The sequence below is a fragment of the Oligoflexus sp. genome, assembly GCF_035712445.1.
Classification (GTDB): Bacteria; Bdellovibrionota_B; Oligoflexia; order Oligoflexales; family Oligoflexaceae; genus Oligoflexus.
In genome coordinates this window covers 1-7250 of record NZ_DASTAT010000084.1, presented here as the reverse complement: position 1 = coordinate 7250, position 7250 = coordinate 1, and the positions used below count along the sequence as shown (strand labels likewise).

Here is a 7250-nt window from a genome sequence, read left to right as displayed (position 1 = left end):
GTCTGTCGCGCGATTATTTATTCGATGCCTTGAGCAAGATGCAGCTCAACTTCGCGAACATCATGCAGCTGGGAATCGACGTCGAGCTGTCCCGGCCATTTTCCGGCTTCGTCGCGACTCAGAACTATCACTATGAGAGTTCGCTCAAGGAAGTGCTCCATCTCAACCACGATCGGGCTTTGCTGAACTTCCGCTCAATCGTGAGCGATGAGAACGGCGAGCCGATCGTCATGCAGAAGGACACCATGATCCTTTGCAATCTGAAGAAGTCGGATGTGGAGCGACTCGATACGATCGCCGAGGTTCACGGCGAGACTTCGGATCAGTATCGCGGGCTGTCCAAACTGGAGCCTGAAATCAAGCTGGAAGATGCCGACTGGAGTGGGCGTTACTTCCTTTCCAATGACACGGGGATGCGCTACGGAGTGGTTTCCGGTGATTTGAATCCTCTGCATACCGCGAGGCTGTTTTCGAAACTGCTCGGGCATCGCGGCTCGTTCGTGCAGGGAGCCTTCACGGCGAACCTTGCTTTGAAGTTCCTCATGAACGACATGCATCTGCCCGTTCAAACCATGTCGGTGATCTTTACAAGGCCTGCTTACTCGGGTCAGATGGTGACCTTTGTCGTGAAAGGCCAACGCTTCGAGCTGCACTGCCAGCGCCACAAGCTTTTGGCGAAAGGTCATTTCACACTGTTTCCCTAAGGCAACAGATCATGCATGAAACGATTCCGGATGATGAACCGGAATCGCTCTTCCTTTTTCTTAACTAATACCGAATGATGACGATCACGACTTGCATCGTGAGAGTGGAATGCTTTAAAAGAAAAGTCGTTTTACCTAAGGATGAGGTTCACTGATGAAACGACTGCCCTTCTTAACCCTCACAACCCTTATCGCCCTCGCCTGCCAACGCTCCGAGGCGAACCCCATGAATCCCGATCCATCCACGGCCCTTGAAAATGATTCCTCGCAACTTGCCAGACATACATCCTGCTATGATGCAGATGAATGGACCTGCGAAGTGGAAGCTGCGATTGCACGCTTGACCAATGAAAAGCGCGGTCGTGCGCCCGCTCTGGATCTTCTTTTTGAATCGTCGAAAGTCGCCCGCCAGCACTCGCAGAAGATGGTGCGCGAGGGTATCAGTCATGAAGGATTTCAAAGCCGAGGCGAGGAAATCAAAAGAGAACTTCCGGGTGTGAAGATTGTTCTTTTAGGGGAAAACGTAGCTCAATTCTCGAATAGGCTGGAAGATCCCGAGGCCATAGCCAAAGAATTTGTGCGGATGTGGTGGAACAGTGCAGGTCATCGTCAGAATATAGAAAATAGTCAGTACACTTATATTGGGGTAGGTGTGGCTCGTGCCGATTCTGGTATCTATGCCACGCAGATTTTCCACTCGGATAAGTTACCCAGCGGAAAATGACGATCATCCTCTTCGAAGGGTTGTGTTCAGGAAGAACCTGTAGACCCCCCGCAGAAAAGTAGAATCAACAAGAACTATATGTTACGACCCTTATCGTAAGTGAAAGTGGAAGTCACGCGATAGGGTCGATCGTGTATGTCACTCAGCTGCTTTATTCCAGCCGACAGATACTTTCATCAAGGCTTCATCAAGTCTTTCGTAAAAATTTACCAAAGGCCCGTATGGTTCGAGGGATTTTTATACTCAAGACGTAGGAGTCACGATGAAGGCCAAGCGCGTGCACGCAGCTGAGTCAGCCTCTTCAGAACTTTCACTTGAACTTCACCTGGCTCATGTCACTCCGGGACGCTCGCGTTTTGTCCTGGATGTTCTTTATAGAGATGAAGAAGCCTGTGAAGCTGTCGAGGGACGCCTGCGGCTGGAAAATTTCGTCCTTGCGGTCAAGGCGCGGCCACAGAGCGGTTCGCTCGTCATCGAATACAATCGCAATCACAAACTGGATACGGGGCACCTGCAGATCTGCATTGAAGAAGCCCTGGCCAATCCCGAGCAGTATAAATTCAAAGAGCTTGCGGCCAGCACCAGCGCGCAAGCCCTTTTGGATCAGGATCTGCAACTTGTCTATTGCAGCCAGTTGGCCAGCAGCCTTCTCAAAGAGCTGCGTGTGGACGCGGCCCATGGCCTTGCAACCTCGGAAGTCAATGACCGTCGGCTGCTGTATGGCAGCAACCAGATGGAGGAGGTGAAGCCCACGAGCCACTGGACTCTTTTCAGTCGCCAGTTTGCCAACTCGCAGACGTGGCTGCTCGCAGGCTCTGCAGGACTGTCCCTGGTAACAGGTGGACTGTTCGATGTCGTGATGATCGGGGGCGTGATTCTGATGAATGGCTACGTCGGCTATTTATCCGAGGCGCGTGCTGATGAAGTGATCAGCTCCATCGGCCATATTGATCCGCAGGATGTGCGAGTCATGAGGGACGGGGTGTTCTGCAATATCCTGGATCATCAACTGGTCGTTGGCGACATTGTCAGCCTTTCTCATGGCGTTGTGCCCGCTGATATTCGCCTTATCGAGTCCAAAGGCCTTATGGTGGACGAATCGCCTTTGACCGGCGAATCCATGCCCGTGACCAAACATCATAACGCTATCGAGCGGAATCAGCTGCACACTATCTCGGACCGCCGCAATCTGCTGTTCCGGGGCACGATCGTAACATCGGGGCAGGGATTGGGAGTCGTGATCGCAACCGGCGAGAATACCGAGATCGGCCGTGTGCGGCGGCTCGTTGCCAGCGCGGAGCAGCTGGAATCGCCACTGCAACAAGATCTGGAAGATATCGGCCGCCAGACGATTCTGATATCGGGAGCCATTTGCGGTAGCGTATTTTTGCTGGGAGTCATGCGCGGACGCAGTCTTCTTCAGATGATGCAGACCAGCATTTCTCTGGCGGTTGCCGCTGTTCCCGAAGGCCTGCCCACGATCGGTACGACGACCATGGCGCTTGGCGTTGGCAATATGAAAAAGCGCAATATTCTGGTTCGCCGCCTTAACGTGCTTGAGGCTTTGGGTTCAGTCGAGGTGGTCTGCCTGGATAAGACAGGCACCCTGACCATGAATGAGATGATCGCCGAGGAAGGCTACTTCGGCAGCGAGTACTGGCATCGCTCGCAATTCGGCGAGGCGAAGAAAACCAAGCTGAAAGACAGCGTCCCGACCGTCATTCTGCCATCCCGCAAATGGAGCCTGATCGCGGCTCTGTGCACAGACTGCGAGCGCATCAAAAATCCGGATGGGCCAGGACATCGTTGGAGCGGATCTTCGACGGAAAAAGCCATTATCGAAGTGGCGGAACGCATGGGGATGGATGTCGAGTCCATTCAAAAGGACCTGCCCCGTTTCAAGGTCAGCTATCGTACGGAAAGTCGCCAGTATATGGTGACCTATCATAACCTGCGTGATCAGGATCGCAATCTTGCAGCGGTCAAGGGCAATCCCGAGCAGCTCCTGGAGATGAGCGCCTGGGTACTGGACCAGGGCGTCCTCAAGGAATTGACCGACGATATACGACAGAAGCTGTGCGATCAGAATCGTGAGCTGGCGAAAAAGGGTTTGCGTGTTCTCGGCTTCGCTTATGTCGAAGGGCAGGGGATGACGTCCATTCAAGAGGAGCCTCTGGTCTGGCTGGGCGCTGTCGCCCTCATGGATCCTCCTCGTGAGGGCATGGGTGACCTGATCGAAAAATTCCACCACGCGGGCATTAAAACCATCATGATGACCGGCGATCAAACCGATACTGCGAAAGCCGTGGGCAAAGCCCTTGGTTTCAACGGCAACGGTGGAAAGCTCAAGTCATTCGATGCCCGCGATCTTAAGGATTTGAGTCTGGAGGCCATCGCTGACCTTGCGGAAGAGGTTCAGGTCTTCTCTCGCGTCAGCCCCACGGATAAGCTGCGCATCGTTCAGGCCCTGCAACAGCGCGGCCGCATCGTGGCCATGACAGGTGATGGCATCAACGATAGCCCAGCCTTGAAAGCCGCGCACGTTGGTATTGCGATGGGCTTTCAGGGGACTTCCGCGGCGCGGGAGTCGGCCGATATTGTGCTGAAGGATGATAATCTTGAGGTGCTCTACTTTGCGATTGAGCAGGGACGTTCGGTTCGAACGAATCTCCGGAAGTCCATTCGCTACCTTTTGGGCACCAACATGAGCGAGATCATGGTCATGTTCCTGGCTGTCGCGGCCGGCCGTGAATCTCCGCTGAATTCCATGCAGCTGCTGTGGATCAACCTTTTAACGGATGTGCTGCCGGGCCTTGCTCTCGCCCTGGATCCGCCTGCCGAAGATATCATGCGTGAACCGCCTGCGGATCCGTCGGAACCTTTACTGTCGAGCTTTGCCAAGATGCGTTTGCTTGTGGAAGCCGGCTTTTTGAGTGCCGGTTCCTTGCTCTCTTTTGAAATGGCCACGCGTCAAGGAAAGGCAGGAAGCAATACCACCGCGGCTTTTGTGAGTTTGACGACGAGTCAGATCCTGCACACGCTCTCGGCCTCGGCTGACAGCCGGGGTCTGATCCGTGGCAAGTTCCCTCGTAATAAACGCATATACGGAGCCATGGGAGTGGCCGGTGGCACCATTGCAATGGGAGTGATATCACCCTGGTTCCGACGTCTTTTGGGCAATGAAGCGCTCACGGCGGGACAATTGGGACAGAGTCTGGCCCATGGCGTATGGCCTGTTATGCTGCTTGAGCTACTCAAATTAGGACGGCGCTGATCAGCTTCAGCGGCCGAAGATTTTCCCAACGTAAGGACGAAAACAATGTTCAATCTTTCCAAATTCAGCACAGGTTTTGTTTTGGGCTTCGGCGCAGGGTTTGTTTCCCGTGATCTTCTGGCCAACGGTTCGAGTGTGATGCGACCTGTGTTGAAAGGTTTCATGAAAGCAGGCGTCACGGTGATGGAAAAGACCCGCGAATCCGTGGTTGAGTTCACCGAAACGCTGGAAGACATGCTGGCCGAAGTTCGATCGGAACACTTTGCCAAGCAGGGACCCAAGCGCGCCCCTGTGAAGCGCGCCGGTGCTAGCGCGGCCACGGCTGCCGAGCCAGCCAAGGTTAAATCCACCGCCGCCCACAAATCCTGAAAGGCGTGATCATGACTCTTTCAGCTTCTGTTAAACATCGGGCTCCGGGGCGCATGCGTCTTCAGCTCGACGAAGAGGATTTCAATCAGGTTCGCCTTCAGGATGCCGTCCAGGCGCTGCGGCGTTCTTCGAATCTGCGGCGCGTTCAGGGCAATCCTGTAACACGGACCATACTTCTGGAGGCCGAAACCGATGCCGAGCTGGATTCGGCGCTTGAAGAAGTTTCAGTCGCCCAGGTGATCGAGCTCAAGCCCAACCTCAAAGGCGAAGAAGCCCCTGTATCCCTGCATGAGAGCTGGAATCGGATGATGCAGAAGGCCGATCGCTTTCTGGACGAGGTTTCCGATGGACGTATGGACATGCGTTCCGCTGTTGTTGTGGGTCTCGCGATTTTGGGTGTCGGGCAGATGACGCGGGGCAAGTTTCTGCCGGCGGGTATGACGATGCTCATGTATGCAGCTGGCCTTATGGATCGTTCGTCGGAACCCAAGCGAAAGCGCTAAAAACTTAGTCACAAGACGCCGCTGGTAAAATCCATCAGCGGCCGTGCTTTTTTCATTTCAAGATTGTCACTCACTCGCCTATACTGAATCAAAATCTCCATATTGTGAGGACAGACTTGGACTGCTTCATCCATCAGACGCATGGTCGGATGCGCGTGCGCATAGCCTCTCTTAAAGGAAATCTTCCATTCTGTCGTACTTTGGTGCGAGATCTTTCCGCCTTGCCTGGTGTGCAAAGAGTCGCCGCCAATGAAATCAGCGGCAGCGTTGTGATCTATTACAATCCTTCGGTGGTTCAGTCGTCGAGTATTCTGCGCGTCTTTCAGCGCCGGAAGCTGCTCGGCAATATTGTGGCTTTTCCCAATGCCAACGTCCGTCCCCTTCCTGCTGTGCGCAGGGCGAAGGCACCCGCCCCTGATTGGGTGTCTGAAACCGTGAATTTCGCGTCGCGGGCCATTGTTAAAACCCTGCTGGAAGCGGCTCTGCAGAGAACCGGCCAGATCATTCTGAAAAAAATCCTGCCCTGAAGCCCCTCCGTTCTGTGCTAGTTTCGTGACGGTATCGGCGAAACTTTTTCAGGACTGATTTATGAAATTCTTGCGTATCTTCCTTATCCTGGGCGCCTTCAGTCAGACATCATGTGCGGGCCGGCTCGCAGACTGGGCTGTGGGTCTTGAGCGCTGGCGCAGCAATCTTGAGGAAAAGCGGATCAAGGTCGGCGACTTTGAAATCGCCTATCTGGAGGGCGGCCAAGGCCCGACCACTCTTCTTATCCATGGCTTCGGCGGCGACAAGGAGCACTGGACCCGCTTCGCGCGGCAGCTGACCGATCGCTATCATGTGATCGCGGTCGATTTACCAGGATTCGGTGAAAGCAGCCGTATTGAAGGTCAATCCTATGGACCCAAAGAGCAGGCCGCACGGCTTGATCAGCTGCGGGGGATTCTTGGTGTTGAGAGAATGCATGTCATCGGCAACTCCATGGGCGGGATGATCGCAGGGGTTTACGCGCATCAGTATCAGGACCGCGTCCTAAGTCTTACCTTGATCGACTCCGGCGGTATCCGCAGTCCCGAGCCCAGCGAGCTCAGCCGTGAGCTGGCGCAGGGGCGCAATCCTCTGGTTGTGCAAAGCCGCGAGGATATGGACAGGCTTCTCGACTTCAGTTTCCATAAGCGGCCCTTTATCCCCGCACTCGTCATCGACCGACTCTACGAAACCAACGCTCCTTATCAGGAATGGAACCGGCGCATATTCAAGGAAATCCAGGCCAGCGGCACCGCAGTCGAGGATGCTTTGCCTGATCTACGCATGCCCGTCCTCGTGATCTGGGGGGAGAATGATCGGGTGATTCATGTTTCATCCACGAAGACCGTGGAGAAGGTGAAGCCGGACGCGGAGATTAAGATACTCCCGGAATGCGGGCATGCACCGATGATTGAGAAGGTGGATGAGACGGCGGGGGTTGTGTTGGATTTCTTTCAGCGGCGGGGGCGGGTTTGATTTAAAGCCTTCAAGCTGGATGCTTGAAGGCTTTCTCAAGTTTGGACAAAAAAATACTCATTTCCACAAAATAAATAGACCTTCCAAGAACCTGGCCTAAAGTGAGATTACGACAAAACACTTGGTGGCTGGCATGGAAGGTCTACTCACAGTACTTCTAAACCTAATCGCTC

7 protein-coding genes are annotated in these 7250 nt (G+C 54.2%); all 7 read left to right on the top strand.

Translation table 11 applies throughout. The features are described from left to right. On the top strand, positions 1 to 704 hold a 704-nt coding region (locus VFO10_RS18670), incomplete at its 5' end, for a MaoC/PaaZ C-terminal domain-containing protein (protein ID WP_325142969.1). A gap of 154 nt (positions 705 to 858) precedes the next feature. Further along, positions 859 to 1428, top strand: a complete 570-nt coding sequence (locus VFO10_RS18665) for a CAP domain-containing protein (RefSeq protein ID WP_325142967.1) — start codon at positions 859 to 861, stop codon at positions 1426 to 1428. A 262-nt stretch (positions 1429 to 1690) separates the two neighbouring features. After that, positions 1691 to 4702, top strand: a complete 3012-nt coding sequence (locus VFO10_RS18660) for an HAD-IC family P-type ATPase (RefSeq protein ID WP_325142965.1) — start codon at positions 1691 to 1693, stop codon at positions 4700 to 4702. Positions 4703 to 4747: 45 nt separating this feature from the next. Then, positions 4748 to 5071 (top strand): DUF5132 domain-containing protein, encoded by a 324-nt coding sequence (locus VFO10_RS18655; protein ID WP_325142963.1) that lies wholly within the window; start codon positions 4748 to 4750, stop codon positions 5069 to 5071. Positions 5072 to 5082: 11 nt separating this feature from the next. Continuing rightward, entirely contained in the window at positions 5083 to 5574 is a 492-nt protein-coding gene (locus VFO10_RS18650) for an HMA2 domain-containing protein (protein WP_325142961.1), read from the top strand. A 116-nt stretch (positions 5575 to 5690) separates the two neighbouring features. Next, positions 5691 to 6101, top strand: coding sequence for an HMA2 domain-containing protein (locus tag VFO10_RS18645; protein ID WP_325142959.1), 411 nt, complete (start codon positions 5691 to 5693; stop codon positions 6099 to 6101). Between the two features lie 61 nt (positions 6102 to 6162). Continuing rightward, positions 6163 to 7077: an alpha/beta hydrolase gene (locus VFO10_RS18640; protein WP_325142957.1), complete on the top strand. Its 915-nt coding sequence runs from the start codon at positions 6163 to 6165 to the stop codon at positions 7075 to 7077. The last annotated feature ends 173 nt before the right edge of the window (positions 7078 to 7250 follow it).